Source organism: uncultured Stenotrophomonas sp. (assembly GCF_963519925.1).
Lineage (GTDB): Bacteria > Pseudomonadota > Gammaproteobacteria > Xanthomonadales > Xanthomonadaceae > Stenotrophomonas > Stenotrophomonas maltophilia_AE.
Genome location: NZ_CAUQPH010000013.1, coordinates 1 through 24,392, shown reverse-complemented (window position 1 = coordinate 24,392; position 24,392 = coordinate 1). Strand labels below are relative to the sequence as shown.

The 24,392-nt window shown below is 64.0% G+C and carries 16 protein-coding genes and 4 tRNA genes; 1 reads left to right on the top strand and 19 read right to left on the bottom strand.

Translation table 11 applies throughout. The annotated features are described in order from the left end of the window. Positions 1-37: 37 nt before the first annotated feature. From fusA to RWO33_RS04380, 17 genes are all read right to left on the bottom strand, one after another. Positions 38-2,179: an elongation factor G gene (gene fusA, locus RWO33_RS04460; protein WP_314102525.1), complete on the bottom strand. Its 2,142-nt coding sequence runs from the start codon at positions 2,177-2,179 to the stop codon at positions 38-40. Positions 2,180-2,315: 136 nt separating this feature from the next. Then, positions 2,316-2,783 carry a 30S ribosomal protein S7 gene (gene rpsG, locus RWO33_RS04455; RefSeq protein WP_068849450.1) on the bottom strand — a complete coding sequence of 156 codons (468 nt, stop codon included), beginning with the start codon at positions 2,781-2,783 and terminating at the stop codon, positions 2,316-2,318. Positions 2,784-2,795: 12 nt separating this feature from the next. After that, positions 2,796-3,170, bottom strand: coding sequence for a 30S ribosomal protein S12 (rpsL, locus tag RWO33_RS04450; RefSeq protein WP_025879344.1), 375 nt, complete (start codon positions 3,168-3,170; stop codon positions 2,796-2,798). 369 nt (positions 3,171-3,539) lie between these two features. Beyond that, complete coding sequence (gene rpoC / locus RWO33_RS04445) at positions 3,540-7,760, bottom strand: DNA-directed RNA polymerase subunit beta' (RefSeq protein WP_145481801.1); 4,221 nt, start codon at positions 7,758-7,760, stop codon at positions 3,540-3,542. 89 nt (positions 7,761-7,849) lie between these two features. Beyond that, on the bottom strand, positions 7,850-12,004 hold the full coding sequence (rpoB, locus tag RWO33_RS04440) for a DNA-directed RNA polymerase subunit beta (RefSeq protein WP_314102513.1): 4,155 nt from the start codon (positions 12,002-12,004) through the stop codon (positions 7,850-7,852). A 298-nt stretch (positions 12,005-12,302) separates the two neighbouring features. Further along, positions 12,303-12,668: a 50S ribosomal protein L7/L12 gene (rplL, locus tag RWO33_RS04435; RefSeq protein WP_145481803.1), complete on the bottom strand. Its 366-nt coding sequence runs from the start codon at positions 12,666-12,668 to the stop codon at positions 12,303-12,305. A 62-nt stretch (positions 12,669-12,730) separates the two neighbouring features. Continuing rightward, a complete protein-coding gene (gene rplJ, locus RWO33_RS04430; RefSeq protein ID WP_145481804.1) occupies positions 12,731-13,258 on the bottom strand; it encodes a 50S ribosomal protein L10 in 528 nt (175 codons plus the stop codon). Between the two features lie 333 nt (positions 13,259-13,591). After that, positions 13,592-14,290, bottom strand: a complete 699-nt coding sequence (gene rplA, locus RWO33_RS04425; protein WP_145481805.1) for a 50S ribosomal protein L1 — start codon at positions 14,288-14,290, stop codon at positions 13,592-13,594. A 4-nt stretch (positions 14,291-14,294) separates the two neighbouring features. Next, positions 14,295-14,723, bottom strand: coding sequence for a 50S ribosomal protein L11 (gene rplK, locus RWO33_RS04420; protein ID WP_125358619.1), 429 nt, complete (start codon positions 14,721-14,723; stop codon positions 14,295-14,297). A gap of 221 nt (positions 14,724-14,944) precedes the next feature. Continuing rightward, on the bottom strand, positions 14,945-15,505 hold the full coding sequence (gene nusG, locus RWO33_RS04415; RefSeq protein WP_314102507.1) for a transcription termination/antitermination protein NusG: 561 nt from the start codon (positions 15,503-15,505) through the stop codon (positions 14,945-14,947). Between the two features lie 10 nt (positions 15,506-15,515). Continuing rightward, complete coding sequence (secE, locus tag RWO33_RS04410) at positions 15,516-15,920, bottom strand: preprotein translocase subunit SecE (RefSeq protein WP_314102505.1); 405 nt, start codon at positions 15,918-15,920, stop codon at positions 15,516-15,518. 44 nt (positions 15,921-15,964) lie between these two features. Then, positions 15,965-16,040: transfer RNA gene (locus RWO33_RS04405), tRNA-Trp, on the bottom strand. A 99-nt stretch (positions 16,041-16,139) separates the two neighbouring features. Beyond that, positions 16,140-17,330 carry an elongation factor Tu gene (gene tuf, locus RWO33_RS04400; protein WP_314102503.1) on the bottom strand — a complete coding sequence of 397 codons (1,191 nt, stop codon included), beginning with the start codon at positions 17,328-17,330 and terminating at the stop codon, positions 16,140-16,142. Between the two features lie 41 nt (positions 17,331-17,371). Continuing rightward, positions 17,372-17,447 (bottom strand) — tRNA-Thr (locus tag RWO33_RS04395). Positions 17,448-17,494: 47 nt separating this feature from the next. Then, positions 17,495-17,568, bottom strand: a tRNA-Gly gene (locus tag RWO33_RS04390). Positions 17,569-17,606: 38 nt separating this feature from the next. Then, positions 17,607-17,692: transfer RNA gene (locus tag RWO33_RS04385), tRNA-Tyr, on the bottom strand. A gap of 137 nt (positions 17,693-17,829) precedes the next feature. After that, positions 17,830-18,840 carry an isoaspartyl peptidase/L-asparaginase gene (locus RWO33_RS04380; RefSeq protein WP_314102501.1) on the bottom strand — a complete coding sequence of 337 codons (1,011 nt, stop codon included), beginning with the start codon at positions 18,838-18,840 and terminating at the stop codon, positions 17,830-17,832. 162 nt (positions 18,841-19,002) lie between these two features. On the opposite strand from RWO33_RS04380, the gene RWO33_RS04375 reads away from it, so the two are divergent. Further along, complete coding sequence (locus RWO33_RS04375) at positions 19,003-21,741, top strand: TonB-dependent receptor (protein WP_314102499.1); 2,739 nt, start codon at positions 19,003-19,005, stop codon at positions 21,739-21,741. Between the two features lie 757 nt (positions 21,742-22,498). On the opposite strand, the gene ychF is transcribed toward RWO33_RS04375, so the two are convergent. Together ychF and pth are read right to left on the bottom strand one after the other, a co-directional pair. Continuing rightward, on the bottom strand, positions 22,499-23,590 hold the full coding sequence (ychF, locus tag RWO33_RS04370; protein WP_145481617.1) for a redox-regulated ATPase YchF: 1,092 nt from the start codon (positions 23,588-23,590) through the stop codon (positions 22,499-22,501). Positions 23,591-23,696: 106 nt separating this feature from the next. Beyond that, positions 23,697-24,275 carry an aminoacyl-tRNA hydrolase gene (pth, locus tag RWO33_RS04365; protein ID WP_314102496.1) on the bottom strand — a complete coding sequence of 193 codons (579 nt, stop codon included), beginning with the start codon at positions 24,273-24,275 and terminating at the stop codon, positions 23,697-23,699. Positions 24,276-24,392 lie beyond the last annotated feature (117 nt).

Genomic DNA, 24,392 nt, shown 5'->3' with positions numbered 1-24,392 from the left:
AATTTGAAAGAGAGGAGGGGAAGACCCGAGCTTACGCTCAGGCCTTCTTGATCACGGTGTCGGCAATGTTGCTCGGCGCCGGCTCGTAGTGGTCGAATTCCATCGTGAACGTTGCGCGACCCTGGGTCTGCGAACGCAGCGAGGTGGCGTAACCGAACATTTCGCCCAGCGGGATCATCGCGTTGATGATGCTGGCCGAACCGTCACCGGTGGTGCTCGAACCCTGCAGCACGCCACGACGACGGCTCACGTCGCCCATCACGTCACCCTGGTAATCCTCCGGGGTCACGATCTCGACCTTCATGATCGGCTCCAGCAGGACCGGGCGGGCCTTCGAGAAGCCCTGCTTGAAGGCCATCGAGGAGGCGAGCTTGAACGCCATTTCCGAGGAGTCGACGTCATGGTACGAGCCGAACACCAGCTTCACCTTCACGTCCACGACCGGGAAGCCAGCCAGCGGACCGCTGGTGATGGTTTCGCGCAGGCCCTTTTCGATCGACGGGATGAATTCCTTCGGAATCACACCACCGGTGATGTCGTTGATGAACAGGAAGTCGTCCTTGATGTTCGGGGCGATCTTCGGGTCGGCACGGTCTTCAGCGGTGATCGGCGACAGCTCTATCACGACGTGACCGTACTGACCCTTACCACCGGACTGCTTGGCGTGCTTGTAGTCCGACTTGACGTCGGCCAGCTGGATGGTTTCACGGTAGGCCACCTGCGGCTTGCCGACGTTGGCTTCAACGTTGAACTCGCGCTTCATGCGGTCGACGATGATGTCCAGGTGCAGCTCGCCCATGCCCGAGATGATGGTCTGGCCGGATTCTTCGTCGGTCTTGACGCGGAACGACGGATCTTCCTGCGCCAGGCGGCCGAGGGCCAGGCCCATCTTTTCCTGGTCGGACTTGGTCTTCGGTTCGACGGCCATCGAGATGACCGGCTCCGGGAACACCATGCGCTCCAGGATGATCGGGTTGTCCAGCGCGCACAGGGTGTCGCCGGTGGTGGTGTCCTTCAGGCCCACGGCCGCGGCGATGTCGCCGGCCAGCACTTCCTTGATCTCTTCGCGATCGTTGGAGTGCATCTGCAGGATGCGACCGATGCGCTCCTTCTTGCCCTTGACCGAGTTCAGCACCTGGTCGCCGGCATTCAGGGTGCCCGAGTACACGCGGAAGAAGGTCAGCGCGCCCACGAACGGGTCGGTGATGATCTTGAAGGCCAGCGACGAGAACGGAGCCTTGTCGTCGGACTTGCGGCTCATCTCGATGCTTTCGTCATCGACGTCGGTACCGGTCACGTCCGGCACGTCGATCGGCGACGGCAGCAGCTGCACCACGCCGTCCAGCATGGCCTGCACGCCCTTGTTCTTGAACGCCGAGCCGCAGTACATCGGCACGATGTCGGTCGCCAGGGTGCGCGCGCGCAGGGCCGAGACGATTTCGTCTTCGGTCAGCTCTTCGCCACCCAGGTACTTCTCCATCAGCTCTTCGCTGGCTTCAGCCGCGGCTTCGATCATGTAGGTGCGGGCTTCTTCAGCCTCGGCCTGCAGGTCCGCCGGGATGTCCAGGTACTCGAACTTCATGCCCTGCGAGGCTTCATCCCAATGGATGGCCTTCATCTTGAGCAGGTCGACCACGCCCTTGAAGCCTTCTTCAGCGCCGATCGGCAGCTGCATCGGCACGGCGACGGCGCCCAGCTTGGCCTTCAGCTGGCCCACGACCTTGCTGAAGTTGGCACCGGTACGGTCCATCTTGTTGACGAAGGCGATACGCGGCACCTTGTACCGGTTGGCCTGGCGCCACACGGTTTCGGACTGCGGCTGCACGCCACCGACGGCGCACAGCACGAACACCGCACCGTCGAGCACGCGCAGCGAGCGCTCCACTTCGATGGTGAAGTCGACGTGCCCGGGGGTGTCGATGATGTTGAAGCGGTGCTCCGGCAGGGACTTGTCCATGCCCTTCCAGAACGCGGTGGTCGCGGCGGACTGGATCGTGATGCCACGCTCCTGCTCCTGCTCCATCCAGTCCATGGTGGCGGCGCCGTCGTGCACTTCACCGATCTTGTGGCTCTTGCCGGTGTAGAACAGGATGCGCTCGGACGTGGTGGTCTTGCCGGCATCGATGTGGGCCATGATGCCGAAGTTGCGGTAACGCTCGATGGGAGTGGTGCGGGCCACGGGAGCCTCTCAATTTCTTGGAATTCGGATGGCCGAACGCCGCCTTTCGGCGGCCTTCGGATTGGCGCGGCACCCCAGGTGCCGCGAGGCAGCACCTAGATGGTGCTGCCGTGCCTGTTTTGCAAGGCCGTCAAACTCACCAGCGGTAGTGCGCGAATGCCTTGTTGGCTTCGGCCATGCGGTGGGTTTCTTCGCGCTTCTTGATGGCGCCGCCACGGTTTTCCGAGGCATCCAGCAGTTCTGCAGCCAGCTTCTTCGGCATGGTGTTCTCACCACGCTTGCGGGCCGAGTCGATCAGCCAGCGCATGGCCAGGGCCATCTTGCGCGACGAACGCACTTCGACCGGCACCTGGTAGGTCGCACCGCCGACGCGGCGGGACTTCACTTCGACCGACGGAGCCACGTTGTCCAGAGCCTTCTGCACCAGCTCGATGGAGTTCGGGTTCTTTTCGCTGATCACGTCCATGGCGCCATAGACGATTTTTTCAGCGACCGACTTCTTGCCGCTCAGCATCACCATGTTGATGAAGCGCGCGATGGTTTCACTTCCGTGCTTCGGATCCGGCAGGACAGAGCGCTGCGGCGTATTACCTTTACGAGACATGTGTACTTTCCCTTAGCTCTTCGGACGCTTGGCGCCGTACTTGGAACGGCCCTGGCGACGCTTGGCAACGCCGGAGGCGTCCAGCGAACCACGAACGGTGTGGTAACGCACACCCGGCAGGTCCTTGACGCGACCGCCGCGGATCAGGACCACGGAGTGCTCCTGCAGGTTGTGGCCTTCGCCACCGATGTAGCTGATGACCTCTTCCTGGTTGGTCAGGCGGACCTTGGCAACCTTGCGGAGGGCCGAGTTCGGCTTCTTCGGGGTGGTGGTGTACACACGGGTGCAGACGCCGCGGCGCTGCGGGCACTTTTCAAGAGCCGGGGAGGCGCTCTTGTAAGTGGTTGCCTGCCGCGGCTTGCGGACAAGCTGATTGATCGTCGCCATCAGTAAGTTCTTCTGAGAGAGGCCGAGGGAAAAACGGCCATGAATGCGGAAATGTGCGAGCAGGCCTGAAAACCGGCCTGCTGAGACAGACGATTGTAGCAACCCTCCGAAAACGCGGTCAACCGCGCGCACGGAAGGCCAGCCCTGATCCCGGGCCGTTACTGGGGCGCCTTCTCCTTGCCCCCCGTTCAGGTTGTCTACCAGTCCTGGTAAGGACCGGCGGGCATCCTACAGCATTGGTGACGGGAACGCCACCGCTGCCGGGTGCGGTGCCCTGCCCCGGGTGCATGACCCGGGGCAAGGGTGCCGCGAAGAGCGACCGGGCCGAGCCCGGTTGCAGCAGCCGGGCAAAGCCCGGCTCTACGGCTCTCATTCTTCGGTGTCGGCTTCCGGGGTCGCTTCCACGGCCGCCACTTCAGCCACGACCGGGGTGCCGGCCAGGGTCTGCATTTCCGACTCGGTCAGCCCGGAGGCGTTGCGACGACGGTTGGCGTGGTAGGCCAGGCCGGTACCGGCCGGGATCAGACGGCCGACGATGACGTTTTCCTTCAGGCCACGCAGGTTGTCCGAGGTGCCACGAACGGCCGCTTCGGTCAGCACGCGGGTGGTTTCCTGGAACGACGCGGCCGAGATGAACGACTCGGTCGCCAGCGACGCCTTGGTGATGCCCAGCAGGACCGGATCGAAACGGGCGATCAGCTCGTTGCGGGTGGTCAGGCGCGCATTTTCCTCGATGACGCGCTGGCGCTCGGCCTGCTCGCCATTCAGGAACTTGCTGCTGCCCTGGTCGGTGATCTCGACCTTGCGCAGCATCTGGCGGGTGATCACTTCAATGTGCTTGTCGTTGATCTTCACGCCCTGCAGGCGGTACACGTCCTGGATTTCCTTGACCAGGTAGGCCGCCAGCGGCTCGACACCCAGCAGGCGCAGGATGTCCTGCGGGCTCGGCTCGCCGTCCACGATGGTTTCGCCCTTGGTCACGTGCTCGCCTTCGAACACGATCACCTGGCGGTACTTCGGGATCAGCTCTTCGTGCTCCGAACCATCGGTGTCCTTGATGATCAGGCGCTGCTTGCCCTTGGTGTCCTTGCCGAAGCTGATGATGCCCGAACGCTCGGCCAGGATCGCCGGATCCTTCGGCTTGCGCGCTTCGAACAGATCGGCCACGCGCGGCAGACCACCGGTGATGTCACGGGTCTTGGACGCTTCCTGCGGGATCTTGGCGACCACGTCGCCCACGCCGACGGCGGCGCCGTCCTGCAGGTTGACGATGGAGCGCGGCGGCAGCAGGTACTGGGCCGGCAGGTCGGTGTTCGGGATGGTCAGGTCGTTGCCCTTGGCATCCACGATACGCACGATCGGGCGCAGCTCCTTGGCCTGCGAACCACGACGCTTCGGGTCGGTGATTTCACGCGACGCCAGGCCGGTCAGTTCGTCGGTCTTCTCGATGACGGTGACGCCGTCGATGAAGTCGATGAAGCGGATGAAACCGGCCACTTCCGAAACGATCGGGTGGTTATGCGGATCCCAGTTGGCCACGGTCTGGCCAGCCTTGACCGCATCGCCGTCCTTGGACGCGATCATCGAGCCGTACGGCAGCTTGTAGCGCTCGCGCTCACGGCCGTGCGCGTCGAGCACCGAGATTTCACCCGAGCGCGAGACCGCGACCAGCGAACCGTTGGCGTGTTCGACCGACTTCAGGTTGTTGAACTTCACCGAACCGGTGGTCTTGACCGTGATGTTGTCCACGGCTGCCGCACGCGATGCCGCACCACCGATGTGGAACGTACGCATGGTCAGCTGGGTACCCGGCTCACCGATCGACTGCGCGGCGATGACGCCGACCGCTTCACCGATGTTGACCAGGTGGCCACGAGCCAGGTCGCGACCGTAGCAGTTGGCGCACACGCCGAAGGCGGATTCGCAGCTGATGGTCGAACGCACCTTGATGCTCTGCACACCGGCGTCTTCGAGCTTGGCGACCCAGGCTTCGTCGAGCAGGGTGTTGCGGGTCACGATCGGATCTTCGTCGTTGCCCGGCAGGAACACGTCCTCGGCCACGACACGACCCAGCACGCGGTCCTTCAACGGCTCCACGACGTCGCCGCCTTCCACGATCGGGGTCATGGTCAGGCCTTCGGTGGTACCGCAATCCACTTCGGTGATGACCACGTCCTGCGCGACGTCGACCAGGCGACGGGTCAGGTAACCCGAGTTCGCGGTCTTCAGCGCGGTATCGGCCAGACCCTTACGGGCACCGTGGGTGGAGTTGAAGTACTCCTGCACGTTCAGGCCTTCACGGAAGTTCGCCTTGATGGGCGTTTCGATGATCGAGCCATCCGGACGCGCCATCAGGCCACGCATGCCGGCCAGCTGGCGGATCTGCGCCTGCGAACCACGCGCACCGGAGTCGGCCATGATGTACAGCGAGTTCATCGACTTCTGGTCGATGGTTTCGCCCTTGGCGTTGACCACCTTCTCGGTACCGATGGTGTCCATCATCGCCTTGGCGATGCGTTCATTGGTACGCGACCAGATGTCGACCACCTTGTTGTAGCGCTCACCGGCGGTGACCAGGCCCGACTGGTACTGCTCCTGGATTTCCAGCACTTCGGCTTCGGCCTCGGTGAGGATGCCGCGCTTCTCGTCCGGGATCAGCATGTCGTCGATGCCGATCGACACGCCGGCGCGGGTTGCGTAGGCGAAGCCGGTGTACATCAGCTTGTCGGCGAACACCACGGTGTCCTTCAAGCCCAGCTGGCGGTAGCTGGAGTTGATCAGGCGGCTGATGTTCTTCTTGGTCAGCTCGGTGTTGGCCAGTGCGAACGGCAGGCCTTCCGGCAGGATTTCGGCCAGCAGGGCGCGACCGATCGTGGTGTCCACGATCGAGGCCTTCTTCTGCTTTTCACCGTTCTCGTCGGTCACCACTTCGGTGATGCGGACCTTGACCTTGGCGTGCAGTTCCACCACGCGGTTGTCGTAGGCACGCTTCACTTCGGCGATGTTGGCGAACGCCATGCCCTCGCCCTTCTTGTTTTCCAGGGCGCGGGTCATGTAGTACAGACCCAGCACCACGTCCTGCGACGGCACGATGATCGGCTCGCCGTTTGCCGGCGACAGGATGTTGTTGGTGGACATCATCAGCGCACGCGCTTCCAGCTGGGCTTCCAGCGAGAGCGGCACGTGGACGGCCATCTGGTCACCGTCGAAGTCGGCGTTGAACGCAGTACAGACCAGCGGATGCAGCTGGATCGCCTTGCCTTCGATCAGCACCGGCTCGAACGCCTGGATGCCCAGGCGGTGCAGGGTCGGCGCACGGTTCAGCATCACCGGATGCTCGCGGATGACCTCTTCCAGGATGTCCCAGACTTCGGCTTCTTCGCGCTCGACCAGCTTCTTGGCGGCCTTGATGGTGGTGGCCAGGCCACGACGCTGCAGCTTGGCGAACACGAACGGCTTGAACAGCTCCAGCGCCATCTTCTTCGGCAGGCCGCACTGGTGCAGGCGCAGGTACGGACCGACCACGATGACCGAACGGCCCGAGTAGTCCACGCGCTTGCCCAGCAGGTTCTGGCGGAAGCGACCCTGCTTGCCCTTGATCATGTCGGCCAGCGACTTCAGCGGGCGCTTGTTGGTGCCGGTGATGGCACGGCCACGACGGCCGTTGTCCAGCAGCGCATCGACCGATTCCTGCAGCATGCGCTTTTCATTGCGCACGATGATGTCCGGCGCGTTCAGCTCGAGCAGGCGGCGCAGGCGGTTGTTGCGGTTGATGACGCGGCGGTACAGGTCGTTCAGGTCGGAGGTCGCGAAGCGGCCACCGTCCAGCGGCACCAGCGGACGCAGGTCCGGCGGCAGCACCGGCAGCACGGTCATGACCATCCACTCCGGACGGTTGCCCGATTCCAGGAAGGCTTCGACCAGCTTGATGCGCTTGGTGAGGCGCTTGAGCTTGGTTTCCGAACCGGTGCTGGCGATTTCCTCGCGCAGGCGGGTCATTTCCGACTGCAGGTCGATGGTGCGCAGCAGCTCGTACACGGCCTCGGCGCCCATGGCGGCGTCGAAGTCGTCGCCGTGCTCCTGGCGCGCCTGCAGGAACTGTTCTTCGGTCAGCAGCTGGCGGCGCTCCAGGGCGGTCAGGCCCGGCTCGGTCACCACGTAGGCTTCGAAGTACAGCACGCGCTCGATGTCACGCAGGGTCATGTCCAGCATCAGGCCGATGCGCGACGGCAGCGACTTGAGGAACCAGATGTGCGCGACCGGCGAGGCCAGGTCGATGTGGCCCATGCGCTCGCGGCGCACCTTGGCCAGGGTCACTTCGGTGCCGCACTTCTCGCAGACCACGCCGCGGTGCTTCATGCGCTTGTACTTGCCGCACAGGCACTCGTAGTCCTTGACCGGCCCGAAGATGGCGGCGCAGAACAGGCCGTCACGCTCCGGCTTGAAGGTACGGTAGTTGATGGTTTCCGGCTTCTTCACTTCGCCGAAGGACCACGAACGGATCAGGTCCGGCGAAGCCAGCGCGATCTTGATCGCGTCGAAGTCCAGCGTCTGGCGCTGCTGGTTGAAGAGGTTGAGCAGGTCTTTCATGGTGTTTCTCCGAAAGGAGGAAATCTTGTCGATGGGGCTGTCAGGTCACATCCGGCGGCGCGGCTGCCGGGGCAGCCGCGCCTGCACGATCAGTTGTCTTCCAGTTCCATGTTGATGGCCAGCGAGCGGATTTCCTTCACGAGCACGTTGAAGGATTCCGGCATGCCCGCGACCATCTCGTGCTCACCGTCGACGATGTTCTTGTACATCTGGTTGCGGCCCTGCACGTCATCGGACTTCACCGTCAGCATTTCCTGCAGGGTGTAGGCCGCGCCGTAGGCTTCCAGCGCCCAGACTTCCATTTCACCGAAGCGCTGGCCGCCGAACTGCGCCTTGCCGCCCAGCGGCTGCTGGGTGACGAGCGAGTACGGACCGGTCGAACGGGCGTGCATCTTGTCGTCGACCAGGTGGTTCAGCTTCAGGTAGTGCATGTAGCCCACGGTGGTGTGGCGATCGAATGCCTCACCGGTACGACCGTCATACAGCTGGGTCTGGCCGCTGAGCGGCAGGTCAGCCAGGGCAAGCATGTGCTTGATTTCAGCTTCGGTGGCACCGTCGAACACCGGGGTGGCCATCGGCACGCCGTCGGTGAGGTTGCCGGCCAGGCGCAGCAGCTCCTCGTCGCTGAACTGGGTCAGGTCGACGTGGTTGGCGTGCTGGGTCTTGTCGTGGTTGTACACCTCGTCCAGGAACCTGCGCAGGTCGTTGATCGCGGCCTGTGCTTCGAGCATGCCCTGGATCTTTCGGCCCAGGCCCTTGGCGGCCCAGCCCAGGTGCACTTCCAGGATCTGGCCGATGTTCATGCGCGACGGCACGCCCAGCGGGTTCAGCACGATGTCCACGGTCTCGCCCGAGGCCATGTACGGCATGTCCTCGACCGGCACCACGTTGGAGACCACACCCTTGTTGCCGTGGCGGCCTGCCATCTTGTCGCCCGGCTGGATGCGGCGCTTCACGGCCAGGAACACCTTGACCATCTTCAGCACGCCCGGGGCAAGGTCGTCGCCCGCGGTGATCTTGCCGCGCTTGTCGGCGAAGCGACGCTCGAATTCCTTCTCATGCGCCTGGATCTGCTTCTGGGCGCGTTCGATGGCTTCGGAGGCGTCTTCGTCCTTCATGCGCAGCGCGAACCAGTCGGCCTTCTTCAGGCCGTCCAGGTAGGCGTCGCTGATGGTGTCGCCCTTCTTCAGGCCGGCACCGCCGTTGGCGACCTTGCCCACGATCTGCGAACGCAGACGGGCGTAGATCGCACCTTCCAGGATGCGGAACTGGTCGTCGAAGTCCTTCTTGACGCGCTTGATCTCGCTTTCCTCGATCTGGCGCGCACGCTTGTCCTTCTCGATGCCGTCGCGGGTGAAGACCTGCACGTCGATGACGGTGCCGTCCATGCCCGGCGGCACGCGCAGCGAGCTGTCCTTAACGTCGGACGCCTTCTCGCCGAAGATCGCCCGCAGCAGCTTCTCTTCCGGGGTCAGCTGGCTTTCGCCCTTCGGGGTGACCTTGCCGACCATGATGTCGCCGGCGCGCACTTCGGCACCGATGTACACCACGCCGGACTCGTCCAGGCGGTTCAGCGCCTGCTCGGACACGTTCGGGATGTCGGCGGAGATTTCCTCCGGCCCCAGCTTGGTGTCACGCGCGACGCAGGTCAGCTCTTCGATGTGGATCGTGGTGTAACGATCCTCTTCCACCACGCGCTCGGAGAGCAGGATGGAGTCTTCGAAGTTGTAGCCGTTCCACGGCATGAAGGCGATCAGCATGTTCTGGCCCAGGGCCAGCTCACCGATGTCGGTGGACGGGCCGTCAGCCAGCACGTCGCCGCGCGCGATCACGTCACCCACTTCCACCAGCGGCCGCTGGTTGATGCAGGTGTTCTGGTTGGAGCGGGTGTACTTGATCAGGTTGTAGATATCCACGCCCGCGTCCGTCGCGTCGGTGATCTCCACTTCATTGACCTTGACCACGATGCGGCCGGCGTCGATCTGCACGATCTCGCCGCCACGACGCGCGTTCACGGTCACACCCGAGTCACGGGCCACGGCGCGTTCGATGCCGGTACCCACCAGCGGCTTCTGCGCGCGCAGGGTCGGCACGGCCTGGCGCTGCATGTTGGCGCCCATCAGTGCACGGTTGGCGTCATCGTGTTCCAGGAACGGAACCAGCGCGGCCGCGATCGACACGGTCTGCATCGGCGAGACGTCCATGAAGTGGACTTCCGCCGGCGGCTTCAGCAGCGACTCACCCTGGAACCGGCACGGCACGAACTGCTCGGTGAGCGTGTTCTTGGCGTCCGTGAGGGCGTTGGCCTGGGCGATGACGTATTCGTTTTCTTCGATGGCCGACAGGAACTCGATCTCGTCGGAGACCACGCCGTCGTGCACCTTGCGGTACGGGGTTTCAAGGAAGCCGTACTGGTTGGTGCGGGCGTACACGGCCAGCGAGTTGATCAGGCCGATGTTCGGGCCTTCCGGGGTTTCGATGGTGCAGACGCGGCCGTAATGGGTCGGGTGCACGTCGCGCACTTCGAAGCCGGCGCGCTCACGGGTCAGGCCGCCCGGGCCCAGGGCCGAGACGCGACGCTTGTGCGTGACTTCCGACAGCGGGTTGTTCTGGTCCATGAACTGGGACAGCTGCGAGGAGCCGAAGAACTCCTTGATGGCAGCGGCGACCGGCTTGGCGTTGATCAGCTCCTGCGGGGTCAGGCCTTCGGATTCGGCCATCGACAGGCGCTCCTTGACCGCGCGCTCGACGCGGACCAGGCCCACGCGGAACACGTTCTCGGCCATTTCGCCGACCGAACGCACGCGACGGTTGCCCAGGTGGTCGATGTCGTCGACCACGCCGCGACCGTTGCGGATCTCGGTCAGGACCTTGATCACGTCCAGGATGTCGGAGCTGTCGCCGTGCTCGGCGACCAGGCGCTTGGACTCTTCGTCATTGCGCTCGCCGAAGTACTTGCGGTCGTACAGCACCGCTTCGCCGGTGACTTCCTTGCGGCCGACACGACGGTTGAACTTCATGCGGCCGACCGTGGACAGGTCGTAGCGCTCGAAGGTGAAGAACAGGTTGTGGAACAGGTTCTGCGCGGCGTCCTTGGTCGGCGGCTCGCCCGGACGCATCATGCGATAGATTTCGACCAGCGCTTCGAGCTGGGTCTTGGTCGGATCGATGCGCAGGGTGTTGGACAGGTACGGGCCACGATCCAGATCGTTCACCCACAGGGTGCCCACGGCATCCACGCCGGCCTTGCGGAAGGCCTGCAGCTGCTCGTCGGTGATTTCGTCGTTGGCCTGGGCCAGCAGTTCGCCGGTGCTCGCGTCGACCACGTCGTGGGACAGGATGCGGCCGACGATGTAATCGTCCGGCACGGCCAGGGCGGCAATGCCCGAGGCTTCCAACTGCTTGACGTGGCGCGCGGTGATGCGCTTGCCGGCTTCGACGATGACCTTGTCGCCGTCGGCCAGGTCGAAGTTCAGGGTCTCGCCGCGCAGGCGCTCGGAGACCAGTTCGAGCTGCACGCCTTCATCGGGATTGATGTGGAAGGTGTTGATCTCGAAGAACTCGGCCAGCATCTCTTCGTTGCTGTAGCCCAGCGCACGCAGCAGGATCGACACCGGCAGCTTGCGGCGACGGTCGATACGGGTGAACAGCGCGTCCTTCGGGTCGAACTCGAAGTCCAGCCAGGAGCCGCGGTACGGGATGATGCGGGCGCTGTACAGCAGCTTGCCCGAGCTGTGGGTCTTGCCACGGTCGTGGTCGAAGAACACGCCCGGCGAACGGTGCAGCTGCGAGACGATGACGCGCTCGGTACCGTTGACGATGAAGGTGCCGTTGTCGGTCATCAGCGGGATCTCGCCGAGGTAGACCTCCTGCTCCTTCACGTACTTGATGGCCTTGGTCGACGACTCGCGGTCGTAGATCACCAGGCGCACGGTCACGCGCAGCGGCGCGCCGTAGCTCATGCCACGCTGGCGGCACTCGCGCTCGTCGAAGACCGGGTCGCCCAGCTTGTAACCCACGTATTCCAGCGCGGCATTGCCGCTGTAGCTGGCGATCGGGAACACCGACTTCAGTGCGGCGTGCAGGCCCAGGTCACGGCGCTTGGCCGGATCGATGTTTTCCTGCAGGAACTCGCGATAGGAATCCACCTGGATGGCGAGCAGGAACGGCACTTCGAGGATCGAGCGCTGCTTGCCGAAGTCCTTGCGGATACGCTTTTTTTCGGTGAACGAGTATGACGTCATGGGGTCTCACCTTGGCTGTGCGGGCCCCGCCAAGAGGCGCGGCCCGAAGGGAACATGAAAATTGTCAGTTGGAAGTCGCTGGTATTGCCGGCACCAGCACGCCTTCTCCCGCTACTTCCAACTGCCAACTCGCCGGCCTGGGGCCGGTGAAGCGTCCGACCAACGGTCGGCGCTACGGGTGGAACCGCCGTGGATCGGACAACAATCCGGCCACAGCGCAATAACGACCAAAGGCCGGGGGCTTACGCCCCCAGCCTTGGCTGCATCGCCGTGATTCGATGGCGACGCAAGGAGCTGCTTACTTGACTTCGACAGTCGCGCCGACAGCTTCCAGGTCCTTCTTCATCTTCTCGGCTTCTTCCTTCGAAGCGCTTTCCTTCAGGACGCCACCGGCTTCGGTGAGGTCCTTGGCTTCCTTCAGGCCCAGGCCGGTGATGGCGCGGACGGCCTTGATGACGTCGACCTTCTTGTCGCCGGCGGTCTTCAGGCTGACGGTGAATTCGGTCTGCTCTTCAACAGCAGCGGCCGGACCGGCAGCGGCAACGGCAACCGGAGCAGCGGCGGAAACGCCAAACTTCTCTTCGATGGCCTTGACCAGTTCCATCACTTCCATCAGCGACTTGCTGGCGATGGCGTCAACGATCTGTTCGGTGGTAAGGGACATTTTGAATACCTTTGAATGATTTTCTGGGTTCAGGTTCCGTCAGGAACCACGTAAACAGCGACTCAGGCGGTTTCGGCGGCCGGTTCGGCGGCGACAGCGCCACCTTCCTGCTTCTCGCCAACGGCCTTGATGGCACGGGCGAACATCGTGACCGGCTCGGTCAGGACGCGGGCCAGCATGGCCAGGGCCTGATCACGGGTCGGCAGCGATGCCAGCACGTCGACGTGGCTTGCCGGGAACACTTCGCCACCAATCACGACCAGCTGCGGCTGCAGCTTGTCATTGTTCTTGGTAGCTTCCTTGATGACGCGACCGGCAGCGCCGGGCTCGTCGAGCGAGAACGCGAACAGCATCGGACCGACGAACTTGGCCGCTGCGGATTCGAATTCAGTACCCTTCACCGCACGCTCGGCCAGGGTGTTCTTGACAACCTTCAAGAACACGCCTTCCTTGCGGGCCTGTTCGCGCATCTTGGTGATCTGCGCGACCGTGGTGCCGGCGTAGTGTGCTGCAATCAAGGAGTGAGCCTTGGCAGCGACTTCCGCAACCTCGGCGACTACTTCTTGCTTCTGGGACAGATTGAGAGCCATTGCACTCCTCCAATTGAACTCCGCTTACGGCTCCTGCCGTTTGCGGTCCTGGGCAGCATCCTTCCTGGACGCCGGGAGCATCGGGACGATGCTCCAAGGGTGGGCCGTTCTAGACCTGGATGGCCAACCTGGGTAAACCCAGACGTGCGTAAACCAGAAAAACTCCAGAAGGGCACCATCTACGCAGGGTGATTCCCGGGGGAACCGATTAAGCGGCGGCATGCAGCCCCCACCCCTGCGGTCTTTGACGGCTATCGTCGCGGGACGGACCCGCTCGGATTGCCTTCAAATGTCACGGGCACATGGCCGAAGCCACGCACCCGCTTGAAACGATTACTTCAGGGTCAGCGACGACTGGTCGACGGTGACACCCGGGCCCATCGTCGAGCTGACCGAAACCTTCTGCAGGTAGGTGCCCTTCGAGGAAGCCGGCTTGGCCTTGATCAGGTCCAGCAGCAGCGCCTGCAGGTTCGACTTCAGCGCGTCTTCGGCGAAGTCGGCCTTGCCGATGGTGCAGTGGATGATGCCGGCCTTGTCGGTGCGGTAACGGACCTGACCCGACTTGGCGTTCTTGACCGCTTCGCCCGGGTTGGCCGACACGGTGCCGACCTTCGGGTTCGGCATCAGGCCGCGCGGGCCGAGCACGGTGCCCAGCTTACCGACGACGCGCATGGCGTCCGGGGTCGCGATGACGACGTCGTAGTTCAGGTCGCCGGCCTGCATCTTCTCGGCCAGGTCGTCCATGCCGACGGCTTCGGCGCCAGCGGCCAGGGCTTCGTCAGCCTTGGCACCGGCCGGGGCGAACACCGCAACGCGGACGCTCTTGCCGGTACCAGCCGGCAGCACGGTCGAACCGCGCACCTGCTGGTCGGACTTCTTGGCGTCCACGCCCAGGCGCACGGCGACGTCGAAGGACTCGACGAACTTGGCCTTGGTGGCGGTCTTCAGGATCTTGATCGCGTCCTCGAAGGCGTAAGCCTTGCCCGGGACGACGGCGGCCTTGATGGCCTTCTCACGCTTGGTCTGTGCCATCTTCTTAACCCTCTACCACAAGGCCCATGGAACGGGCAGAACCAGCGATGGTACGCACGGCGGCGTCCAGGTCGGCGGCGGTCAGATCCGGTTCCTTCGCCTTGGCGATCTCTTCCAGCTGCTTGCGGGTCACCTTGCCCACCTTGTCGGTGTTCGGCTTCTTGGAGCCGGAGGAGATGCCAGCGGCCTTCTTGAGCAGGGTGGTGGCCGGGGTGCTCTTGGTGATGAAGGTGAAGGTACGGTCCGAATAGGCCGTGATGATCACCGGAACCGGCAGACCCGGCTCGAGCTTCTGCGTGGCGGCATTGAAGGCCTTGCAGAATTCCATGATGTTCAGGCCACGCTGACCCAGCGCAGGACCGACCGGCGGCGAGGGGTTGGCCTGGCCGGCCTTCACCTGCAGCTTGATGTAACCAACTACTTTCTTTGCCATGTGAATACTCTCCGGGTGCTAGCGCCTTGCGACCACAGGCTCCCCATCGGACCGGGAATGTCGCGTCCCGGCATCGCGTTTTGAATTCATGCAGAAGGCCACCTTGCGGCGGCCCCATGTTTTTGCCAGCTTCCTGACAGGAAGCCGCGCACTATATCAGGTTTTGTGGCGGGCGTGTGAATGCGCCCGGCCGGGCAGCGCCCGGCTCTACGGTTGAGCGGTCAGACCTGCTTTTCGACCTGGCCGAACTCGAGTTCGACCGGGGTGGCGCGACCGAAGATCAGCACCGAGACGCGCAGGCGGCTCTTTTCGTAGTTGACTTCTTCCACCACGCCATTGAAGTCGTTGAACGGGCCTTCGGTGACACGGACCATCTGGCCCGGCTCGAACAGCACCTTGGGGCGCGGCTTCTCGACACCTTCCTGAACGCGATTCAGGATGGCTTCGGCTTCGCTGTCGGCGATCGGCAGCGGACGATCCGCCGTACCACCAATGAAGCCCATGACCTTGGGAGTCTCCTTCACAAGGTGCCAGCTTTCGTTGTCGATGCGCGGAATGCCGTTTTCGTCGTGGGTCTCGATCTGGACCAGGACGTAGCCCGGGAAGAACTTGCGCTCGGAACGGCGCTTCTGGCCGGAACGCATTTCGACCACTTCTTCGGTCGGCACGAGGACGTCGCCGAACAGTTCCTGCTTCTCATCGCGCACGATGCGATCGCGCAGGGTCTGGGCAACGGTTTTTTCGAAGCCTGAATAGGCGTGAACAACATACCAACGCTTCACAGGTTTCTCCTTATCGACCCAGGAACCACTGGATCGCTTTCTGAATCACGAAGTCGAAACCGCCGAGAAGCAGGCTGAGGATGATCACCACGACCATCACTACCCAGGTCATGCGGATGGCTTCCTGGCGGGTCGGCCAGACTACCTTGCGCAGCTCGAAGCGGGATTCGGAAAGGAACTCGCGGGTATCGCGGCCCTTGGAGGTCAGCATGAACACGGCAAGGCCGGCGATCAGGCCGACGGCCACGCCCAGGCCACGCAGGGGGCCGGACCAGGCATTCTGGGCCGCATGTTCGGGGGTACCAAACCAGAACCAAGCAAAAAGACCCGCAAGTGCCAGGAGCACTGCGGCGACGTACTTGACGATGTCACCCCCGGTGGAGGTGTCCTTGGAATGCTCGATCTTGCTGTTCATCCGGCTCTGGCTGCTGAGGCGGCATGGCCGCTGGAAGGGAGAAGTGGCACGCCAGGAGGGACTCGAACCCCCAACCTGCGGTTTTGGAGACCGCTGCTCTGCCAATTGAGCTACTGGCGTACTGAAAAACTACCTTCCCTTAGACAGCGAAGGCGGACCGGGGTTTCCGGCCCGCCGTTCGCGAGACCGGCAGCGCTGGGCTGCCGCCGGTATTGCAGATTACGCGACGATCTTGGAGACCACGCCGGCGCCGACGGTACGGCCGCCTTCGCGGATCGCGAAGCGCAGGCCTTCGTCCATGGCGACCGGGTTGATCAGCTCGACGGTCATCTTGACGTTGTCACCCGGCATCACCATTTCCACGCCTTCCGGCAGGTTGGCCTTGCCGGTGATGTCGGTGGTGCGGAAGTAGAACTGCGGGCGGTAGCCGTTGAAGAACGGGGTGTGACGGCCGCCTTCGTCCTTCGACAGCACGTACACTTCGCCTTCGAAGGTGGTGTGCGGCTTGATCGAACCCGGCTTGGCCAGGACCTGGCCACGCTCGACGTCGTCACGCTTGGTGCCGCGCAGCAGCAGACCGGCGTTGTCGCCTGCCTGACCCTGGTCAAGCAGCTTGCGGAACATTTCCACGCCGGTCACGGTGGTCTTCTGGACCGGACGGATACCGACGATTTCGATTTCTTCGCCGACCTTGATCACGCCGCGCTCGATACGACCGGTCACCACGGTGCCGCGGCCCGAGATCGAGAACACGTCTTCCACCGGCATCAGGAACGGCTTGTCGATCGCACGCTCCGGCTCCGGGATCCAGGTGTCCAGGGCGTCGACCAGCTTCAGGATCGCCGGCACGCCGATGTCGCTCTGGTCGCCTTCCAGCGCCAGACGGGCCGAACCCGAGATGATCGGGGTGTCGTCGCCCGGGAAGTCGTACTTGCTCAGCAGCTCGCGGACTTCCATTTCGACCAGTTCCAGCAGCTCGGCGTCGTCCACCATGTCGGCCTTGTTCAGGAACACGACGATGTACGGCACGCCGACCTGGCGCGACAGCAGGATGTGCTCGCGGGTCTGCGGCATCGGGCCGTCAGCAGCCGAACAGACCAGGATCGCGCCGTCCATCTGCGCGGCACCGGTGATCATGTTCTTGACGTAGTCAGCATGGCCCGGGCAATCGACGTGCGCGTAGTGGCGCTTTTCGGATTCGTATTCGACGTGCGCGGTCGAGATCGTGATGCCACGAGCCTTTTCTTCCGGTGCGGCGTCGATGGCGTCATACGCCTTGAATTCGCCACCGAAGCGCTCGGCGCCGATCTTGGTCAGTGCGGCGGTCAGCGTGGTCTTGCCGTGGTCGACGTGACCGATGGTGCCGACGTTGACGTGCGGCTTGGTGCGCTCGAACTTACCCTTGGCCATGGCTGCTTATCTCGAAATCGTCTGAAATGGTGGCACTGAGATGGTGCTCACGAAAGGAATCGAACCTTCGACCTCCTCCTTACCAAGGAGGTGCTCTACCGACTGAGCTACGTGAGCGAGTTTTGAATTATGGCATGAATTTGAATATATTCAAACTCATTCAATGGAGCGGGAGACGGGGATCGAACCCGCACCATCAGCTTGGAAGGCTGAGGTTCTACCATTGAACTACTCCCGCATCGGAAGCGCTTGCCACAACCTGAAACTGCATGAAACTGGTGGAGGGAGGTGGATTCGAACCACCGAAGGCGTAAGCCAGCAGATTTACAGTCTGCCCCCGTTGGCCGCTTGGGTATCCCTCCTTACCTCCCTGTCCCTGGCGCCGAAGCGTTTTCGGTGTGGGGTGGAAGAGCCGTGAATTTTGGGGGTGAATGCGGGTTCTGTCAACAACCTTTTTGAATTTTTTCACACGAATCTGCAATCGCCCCGCCGACAGCGGTCATTGGCCCGGCATCGGCAGCGTTTCATCATCGAAGATGGCCACGTGCGGCACGCCATCAGTGCCGATCCAGCCGCGATACATGCCCTGCGTATTGAACGGCGTCGCCGCGCGCCCGTCGGCGGACAGCACGATCGCGCCACCGTCGCCCCCCAGCGCGGGAATGCGCGTGTTGATCACGTCACGACCGGCCTCTTCGGGCCCCTGCTTCAGGTACTGCATGCGCGCGCAGATGTCGTGCGCGGCGGCGGTACGGATGTAGTACTCGCCCCAGCCGGTCCCCGATACGGCACAGGTGGCGTTGGCGTAGGTGCCGGCGCCGATGATCGGCGCGTCGCCGACGCGCCCGAAACGCTTGTTGGTCATTCCACCGGTCGAGGTGCCGGCTGCCAGGTGGCCGTTGGCGTCGAGCGCCACGGCGCCCACGGTGCCGAAGTGGCGGGCGGTTTCGAGGTCGGCATGGGCCTGGCCGCTGGCTTCTTCCTTCAGCGCACGCTGCAGCTGCTGCCAGCGCTTTTCGGTGCGGAAATAGGAGGGGTCGACCAGGGTCATGCCCTGGCTGGCGGCGAAGGCCTCCGCCCCCTGCCCCACCATCATCACGTGCGGCGAATGCTGCATCACCGCCTCGGCCAGCAGGATCGGATTGCGCACGCGCTGCACCCCGGCGACGGCGCCGGCCTTGAGGCTGGCGCCGTCCATCAGCGCGGCGTCCAGCTCGTTGCGACCGTCATGGGTGAAGACTGCGCCTTTCCCCGCGTTGAAGGTGGGGTCGTCTTCCAGCACGGTGATCGCGGCGGTCACCGCATCCAGTGCCGGGCGCCCCGCCGCCAGTGCCTGGTGGCCCTGCAGCAGGGCTTGGCGCAGGGCCGCGCGCGCCGCCGTTTCCTCGGCCGGGGAAAGGTCCTTGCGCTGCACCCCTGCCCCGCCGTGGATGACGAGGACCGGTTCGGCAGCCAGGGCGGTCGGGCCGAGCAGGCACAGGGAGAGCAGCAGGCAGGATCGAAGGGACATGGGGTGACCGGGCGTGGGCGATGGCCAATCATGCCGGACCTTGCTGAAGGCTGCCCGCTGGCGGCAGACGTAAAAAGAGCGTTAAATGCGCGCCGTCCGTTCACGGAATGTGAATGGGGGTTTGGGCCGCCCTCGAGGCCTGCTTTCTTCTTGAGAATCCTCATGCGTAAACAGGCGATGGCGTGGTCGATCCAGCTGGCGTTGATGGGTGTGGCCGCTACCGCGGTGGCCCAGGCCCCGGCCACCTCGGAGGTACGGCAGCTGGACACGGTGCAGGTCACCGGATCGCGCATCCCGCGTGCGCAGGTCGAGGGCCCCGCCCCGGTCACGGTGATCACTGCCGAGCAGATCCAGGCGAGCGGCTTCACCAGCGTGCCGGACGTGCTGCGCTCGATGACCCAGAACGGCGGCGAAACCCAGAGCCAGCAGTCGGCCAGTGGCGCCGACTTCTCGCCGGGCGCGCAGCAGGTCGACCTGCGCGGGCTGGGCCCGAACCACACGCTGGTGCTGGTCAACGGCCGGCGCATCGCCGATTTCCCGATGCCGTTCCAGGGCCGCAGCAACTTCACCGATGTGTCGAACATTCCGCTGGGCATGATCGAGCGGATCGAGGTACTGACCGGCAGCGCATCGGCGATCTATGGTTCGGATGCGATCGCCGGCGTGGTCAACTTCATCCTGAAGAAGCAGGTCGATGGAACCACGGTCGATGTGCGCATGGGCACCACCACGGAGGGGGGCGGCGAGTCGTTCGACATGAGCATCGCCAGTGGCTACGACCGCGGCCGCTTCAGCGCGGTCTACAGCGTGGAACTGCAGTCGCAGGTGCCGCTGTGGGCGTATGAGCGCGCGCAGCAGGATTCAACCCTGGACGCGCCCACCGAAAGCGCGCGCGCGGCACGCCGGGCATGGCTGCGCACGGACTACAACGACGATTACCTGGACCCGGGCCAGGCCACCTGCGATGCGCTGGCTGGTCAGAACCGTGGCAGCACTTACCATGCCGAGCGTCCGCGCTACGGTTTCTACTGCGGCAGCGACCGTTCGATCGGTTACGGCACGATCCTGAGCGAGCGCCGCGGCGCCAACGGCTATGCGGCGCTGCGTTACAGCTTCGACAATGGCGCCGAATGGTTCGCCGACGTGCAGCTGGGCTACCACGACATTGCCCTGATGCGCGATGTGACCCAGTGGGGCCTGATGGCGGCCGACGGCAACGAGGACGGCTACTTCCATAACCAGGCCACGGACCAGGTGGAGTTCTGGCAGCGCCAGTTCTCGCCGGAGGAAATGGGCGGGCTGCGCAATGGGATGATCCGCAGCACGCAGAAGACGTTCAGCGTCACCACCGGGTTCAAGGGCTCGCTGGGTGCGGCCTGGGACTACGAGGCATCGCTGAGCCATTCGCAGTACCAGTCGTCGATCCGTTGGCCGCAGATCATCGCGGCCAAGGCCAATGACCTGTTCCTGGGCCCGCAGCTGGGTGAGGACGATGACGGCTTCCCGATCTACAACGCCGACCCGGCGCGCCTGTACCAGCCGCTGACCCGCGCCGAATACGACTCCATTTCCGCGCGTACCACGTACACGCCGAAGTCGCGCACCGACACTGCGGCGCTTACCTTGACCAATGGCGAGCTGTTCGAGCTGCCGGGCGGCAAGGCGGGCTTCGCGGCCACGGCCGAGTTCGGCAACCAGTCGTACGCGTTGAACCCGGACCCGCTGGCCACGGAATACTACTACTACAGCTGGAAGGACTCGGACGGCCACGGCAGCCGCAACCGCTGGGCCACCGCGGCCGAGCTGCGCCTGCCGCTGCACGAGACGCTCAACGTGAGCGTGGCGGGCCGCTTCGACCAGTATCGCTATTCGGGCAATACGATCGGCAAGGCAACGTGGAGCGGCGGCATCGAGTGGCGCCCGATCGAGTCGCTGCTGGTGCGTGGTTCGTATGGCACCGCGTTCCGCGCGCCGGACCTGCACTACGTCTATGCCGGTCCGGGCAACGATGAAACCAGCGCCAATGACTACTATGCATGCGCGGTGGATGGGGCGGACGACTGCTCGGATTACGAGGAGAACCTGATCCGCACGCGCCAGGGCAACCGCCAGCTGGATCCGGAAACCAGCACGTCGTGGAGCGCGGGGCTGGTGTGGTCGCCGGCACTGGGTCTGGACCTGTCGGTGGACTGGTTCGACATAGACATGCGCGACCAGGTGCAGGACATGGACGTGAGCACGATCCTGCGCGACGAGGCGGCCTGCCGCCTGGGCGACGCCGATGCGGCGTCGCCAACCTGCGTGGATGCGATCAACCGGGTGACGCGTACCGACGACGGCCGTCTGTACGGGGTACACGTGAGCCCGATCAACATCGCCCGCGAAACCACCCGCGGGATTGACGTCGGCCTGCGCTACCGCCTCACCACGGGCGTTGGCGATTTCATCCTGAGCGGCAACCACACCTGGGTGCAGCGCCATGATTTCCAGCAGTTCGCCGGCGACGTGGTGGAGGACCAGTTCGCGGTCAACAGTGGCTTCGACATTCCGCGCACCAAGACCAGTGCCAGCCTGACCTGGGAGAACGCGGCGTGGTCGACCACGCTGTACGGCTCGCGGTTGGGCAAGCTGCCCAGCTTCGATAGCTACGACCAGAGCTTCGACTGGGAGAGCGGCGACAGCCCGTGGATGCAGGCGACGTACCGGTACAACCTGTCGGTGCAGTACCGCTTCGACGATCACTCGCGCCTGTCGCTGTCGGTGGTGAACCTGTTCAACAAGATGCCGCCGAAGGATGCGACCTACACGTCGTACCCGTATTACGACGTGTCCTGGTTCGATACGGTCGGCCGGCAGTTGAACCTGCAGTACACGCACAAGTTTGGCGGGTCTGCGCTGTAAGGGATTGCGTTATTTCCGTGGAGCCGGGCTCTGCCCGGCTGCTTCATGCATCTGGGCGAACAGCCCTGCTTTGCGAACGTCCCTGGCGTGGGCCGTCGGGTGCGGGTCTGCGGGACACGCCGTAAATACGTCCTTGTAGGCTCGTAGAAAACATCCATGTTTTCTACGGTCCCGCAAACCCACACCCGCCGACCCTCTGACAGTTGGCCGGTGGCCAAGGGAGGAGCGGAACGACCGTTGCCCGACATGCTCCGGCATCGCCGGTAGGGTTGGTTCCCAAACAACCGCCGTGCATCCATCAACGTCCGGTAACGCATGACCTTGATCGAGATGATTGACGGCCAACGGCCGTCCCCCGCGTTTCCCATGGCAACGACACACTGTCAAAAGGTAGGTCCAAGCCGGGAGATCGTTGCAAAAGGGCTGTTCGCCCAGATGCGTGAAGCAGCCGGGCAGAGCCCGGCTCTACGGCAATTGGATGCAGGTTCTCCACAGGGGTCGTGGAGAGCGGTGGGAGTTAGCTGTGGACAACCCTGCGTGAGCCCCGCGCTGCAACGGTCTTGGATGCGTGGTGATTATTTGTCCAGGCTAAGGGCAGGTTTTCCACACGCATCGTGGAAAGCCGTGGGAGTTTGTTGTGGACAAGTCGGTTGAAGCCTGTGGCGCAGTGCTTTCGGGGCGTGGCGAATTATTGTCCAGCACAAACGCAAACGCCCCGCTCATGGCGGGGCGTTGCGTGCAGCAAGCGTCGGCGTGATCAGACGTTGAAGCGGAAGTGCAGGATGTCGCCTTCCTGCACGCGGTACTCCTTGCCTTCCAGGCGCAGGCGACCGGCTTCCTTGGCGCCGGCTTCGCCCTTGTACTTGATGAAGTCGTCATACGCGATGGTTTCTGCGCGGATGAAGCCCTTCTCGAAGTCGGTGTGGATCACGGCAGCAGCCTGCGGCGCGGTCGCACCCTTGCGCACGGTCCAGGCACGGACTTCCTTGACGCCGGCAGTGAAGTAGGTCTGCAGGCCCAGCAGGCTGTAGGCCGCGTTGATCACGCGGTTCAGGCCCGGCTCGGTCAGTCCCAGGTCGGTCAGGAACGTGTCGCGGTCTTCATCGTCCAGCTGGGACAGCTCTTCCTCGATCGCCGCCGATACCGGCACCACCTGCGCACCCTCCGCAGCGGCATGGGCGCGCACGGCGTCCAGGTGCGGGTTGTTCTCGAAGCCGTCCTCCAACACATTGGCGATGTACATCACCGGCTTGAGGGTCAGCAGGAACAGGTCGCGCACCAACGCCTTCTCTTCGTCGTCCAGGCCCACCGAACGCCCGGCCTTGCCGTCCGCCAGTGCCGCCTGCAGCTTCGCCAGCACCGGCTTGCGCGCCGCTGCCTCCTTGTCACCGCCCTTGGCCGCGCGCTCGGCGCGGTTGAGCGCCTTCTCGACGCTGTCCAGGTCGGCCAGGGCCAGCTCGATATCGATGGTCTCGATGTCCGAGATCGGATCGACCTTGTTGTTGACGTGGATCACATCGGCGTTCTCGAAGCAGCGCACCACGTGGGTGATCGCATCCACTTCGCGGATGTGCGCCAGGAACTTGTTGCCCAGGCCTTCGCCGCTCGCCGCGCCCGCGACCAGGCCGGCGATGTCGACGAACTCCACCGCGGTCGGAATGACCTTCTGCGGGTTGATGATCGCCGCCAGCTCATTCAGGCGCGGATCCGGCACCGGCACGATGCCGACGTTCGGCTCGATCGTGCAGAACGGGAAATTGGCCGCGGCGATGCCCGCCTTGGTCAGCGCGTTGAACAGGGTCGACTTGCCGACATTGGGCAGGCCGACGATGCCGCATTTGATACCCATCTTTGACAACCTCTGGGGTGAAAGTGATTGGGGAAACGGCGACGTTGGGCGCGGTTTTTCCAATCATTCTCCGTACCGACCAACGGTCGGTACCTACCGGCGGACGTTACTTCGGGGTATGCAGGCGCTTCATCGCCTCGCTGAAATCGCCCTTCACTGCCAGCGGCAGCACATCGATCGCGTCATCCACCGCATGGCCGATCAGCACGTCGTCGTCCTTGCTGGCGCGACCCAGCACCCACGGCACCACGCGGTCCTTGTGGCCGGGATGGCCGATGCCGATGCGGAGCCGGTGGAACCGGCCATGGCCGAGCAGGCGGATGGTATCGCGCAGGCCATTCTGGCCACCGTGGCCGCCATCGAATTTCAACCGGGCCACGCCGGGCGGCAGGTCCAGTTCGTCGTGGGCCAGCAGGGTTTCCTCGGGCTCGATCTTCCAGAAACGCTGCGCGGCGGTGACCGACTTGCCGCTGAGGTTCATAAAGGTGGCGGGCTTGAGCAGCCACACCGGCTGCCCGGCGATGTCGACCTTCGCGGTCTCACCGAACAGTTTGCTGTCCACGTTCCAGCGCGCGCCGGCCTGGGCGGCCAGGGCGTCAATGAAACGAAACCCGGCATTGTGCCGGGTCTGGGCGTGCTCGGGTCCGGGGTTGCCCAGACCAACGATCAGTCGCAATCCTGTCATCACTCTTCTTCGTCGGTACCGGCCCTGTGCCGGTACATACAGAAACGGCGCCGCCCCCGGGGGGGAGGGGCCCCCGGTACGGACGCGGCCGCCCGGGGTTGGGCGGGGGGCCGCGCG

Coding starts and splice junctions, on each gene's coding strand:
- ychF (WP_145481617.1), bottom strand. CDS start 23,590: ATGGGTATCAAATGCGGCATCGTCGGCCTGCCCAATGTCGGCAAGTCG.
- rpoC (WP_145481801.1), bottom strand. CDS start 7,760: ATGAAAGACCTGCTCAACCTCTTCAACCAGCAGCGCCAGACGCTGGAC.
- rplL (WP_145481803.1), bottom strand. CDS start 12,668: ATGTCCCTTACCACCGAACAGATCGTTGACGCCATCGCCAGCAAGTCG.
- rpoB (WP_314102513.1), bottom strand. CDS start 12,004: ATGACGTCATACTCGTTCACCGAAAAAAAGCGTATCCGCAAGGACTTC.
- RWO33_RS04380 (WP_314102501.1), bottom strand. CDS start 18,840: ATGTCCCTTCGATCCTGCCTGCTGCTCTCCCTGTGCCTGCTCGGCCCG.
- rpsL (WP_025879344.1), bottom strand. CDS start 3,170: ATGGCGACGATCAATCAGCTTGTCCGCAAGCCGCGGCAGGCAACCACT.
- rpsG (WP_068849450.1), bottom strand. CDS start 2,783: ATGTCTCGTAAAGGTAATACGCCGCAGCGCTCTGTCCTGCCGGATCCG.
- rplJ (WP_145481804.1), bottom strand. CDS start 13,258: ATGGCTCTCAATCTGTCCCAGAAGCAAGAAGTAGTCGCCGAGGTTGCG.
- secE (WP_314102505.1), bottom strand. CDS start 15,920: ATGAACAGCAAGATCGAGCATTCCAAGGACACCTCCACCGGGGGTGAC.
- rplK (WP_125358619.1), bottom strand. CDS start 14,723: ATGGCAAAGAAAGTAGTTGGTTACATCAAGCTGCAGGTGAAGGCCGGC.
- tuf (WP_314102503.1), bottom strand. CDS start 17,330: ATGGCCAAGGGTAAGTTCGAGCGCACCAAGCCGCACGTCAACGTCGGC.
- rplA (WP_145481805.1), bottom strand. CDS start 14,290: ATGGCACAGACCAAGCGTGAGAAGGCCATCAAGGCCGCCGTCGTCCCG.
- pth (WP_314102496.1), bottom strand. CDS start 24,275: ATGACAGGATTGCGACTGATCGTTGGTCTGGGCAACCCCGGACCCGAG.
- RWO33_RS04375 (WP_314102499.1), top strand. CDS start 19,003: ATGCGTAAACAGGCGATGGCGTGGTCGATCCAGCTGGCGTTGATGGGT.